Source organism: Microcoleus sp. AT3-D2, from assembly GCF_036705715.1.
In the GTDB taxonomy this organism is placed as follows: Bacteria; Cyanobacteriota; Cyanobacteriia; order Cyanobacteriales; family Microcoleaceae; genus Microcoleus.
Genome location: NZ_JAUBVE010000184.1, coordinates 1 through 1,768, shown reverse-complemented (window position 1 = coordinate 1,768; position 1,768 = coordinate 1). Strand labels below are relative to the sequence as shown.

Below are 1,768 nucleotides of genomic sequence, written 5' to 3'. Positions count from 1 at the left end.
TATCCTTGCTCTTCGCTGTGCTTATCTCAACGGTCAACTTTCAATTTGATGTATTTGCCAAACTGAGATGCACCCTCATAATTGTTACACGCTTGCCTATCTCAAAAATAATGATACCAACATTCTACCTCATTCATTTAAAAAAACAACTAAGTTCAGCTCAATTTAAACTGATTGAAATCTTGTTACCCTTGATACAATCAGAAAAACAAGTGAGATTAGAACGGCTCTCCTGGGTATTTCCCTATCCAATTACAACAGAAAGTTGGCGTAGAAAACTACAAAGGTTTCTCGATTTGCCTCACTTAACTATTTCACTAATTTGGTTCCCATTAATTACTTATTGGTTGATTACTTATTGCCGTGTTGGTCAAACTTTATCAATATCAATCGACCGCAGTCAATGGGGCCGCATTAATCTCTTTATGGTTAGCCTGATCTGGGAGCGAAGAGCAATTCCATTATACTGGTCACTGTTACCAAAATGGATAAACAGTAACTTTGAGTCACAAACAACCAATTTACAGCAAGTTTTACCATTATTTTCCGAATATAAAGTCATTGTTTTAGGAGACCATGAATTTTGTTCTGTCGATTTGGCAAACTGGCTCAGGGAAAAGGGTGTATCTTTTTGTTTAAGACTAAAAAAAAATCATTGTATCGAAACGGAACATTTAGTTTGGCAACGGCTAGATGAATTAGGAATAATACTCTTAAACCTCTTGATATTTTCAAGGTAAAAGAGTGAGAAAAACTCAGCCTGCTACTGGATTTGATGTTGCTTGTAAGTGGAAAAATAACTACGGGGCATGGAAGGTTGATGAAGCGTGGTTTATACTCACAGATTTAGGCTCATTGCCGGCAGCTATCGATGCTTACAAGCAACGGATGGGTATTGAAGAAATGTTCCGAGACTGTAAAATAGGAGGCTACGATCTTGAAGGAACTAGCCTAAAAGGAAACCGACTTATTAACATGATTCTGCTCATGACACTTGCGTACAGTTCAGCAATATTTCAAGGCACTGAACAGAAGAGAAAGCAGGTTCAAAAATATGTATGTCGTCGCAAAGAACCCAAGAAAAAATATCGCAGACGGAGTACATTTGGTGTTAGATTAGATGGAGAAAAGTGGGTTAATTATCTAAAACAATATTCTTTGGAGGTGGAACAGTTAATGAAGTTAACTCTTTCTAAACGCCGCTTCTATAAACAAGGTATGCGGGCTGCAACCCTTATACAGTCTATCTCGTAGACCTCTTTCTCACCCCCCCAGCTTAATAGAGATACCTAAGAGCGGGAAATTATTCAAAAAAGTGACAGCAGTATTCAAGAGATACTCGTGAAGTAATACCCCCTAATTTAGTAGGTTGGTGATAAGCTGTTGTGCCTTTAAATAGGTATAATAAAAAATGAATTTAGTCAATCTATACAAAAATGCCAGCAAAAAACCATCTCAATTCCCAACAAATAGAGAAACTCCAAAAAGCCTTAAGAGAGGAAGAAAAGGCAAATATTAGACAAAGAATTCTAATTTTATTATTGCTCAATGACGGCAAGACACCATCTAAAATTGCTGATTTTTTTGGTTGCTCAGTCAACAAAGTATCTTATTGGTGTGTCAAGGGAGACCCAGACAATCTAGAAAGTCTAATTGTAAGGATTCAGGTGAAAAATAGTTCATTCAGAGCAGAGAAATATGGTAGTGTAGTCAGATGAGCGAAAAATCAGAGTTATTAGCACTGAAAAGGGAAATAGTTGACCAGTTG

General features: G+C 37.0%; 1 protein-coding gene and 2 pseudogenes. All 3 read left to right on the top strand.

The window, feature by feature from the left end; translation table 11 throughout:
• A pseudogene (locus QUB44_RS30730) lies at positions 1-740 on the top strand (hypothetical protein); the annotation flags it as partial.
• A 4-nt stretch (positions 741-744) separates the two neighbouring features.
• Positions 745-1,254 (top strand): hypothetical protein, encoded by a 510-nt coding sequence (locus QUB44_RS30725; RefSeq protein WP_333373683.1) that lies wholly within the window; start codon positions 745-747, stop codon positions 1,252-1,254.
• Positions 1,255-1,436: 182 nt separating this feature from the next.
• Positions 1,437-1,652, top strand: a pseudogene (locus QUB44_RS30720) (helix-turn-helix domain-containing protein); the annotation flags it as partial.
• Positions 1,653-1,768 lie beyond the last annotated feature (116 nt).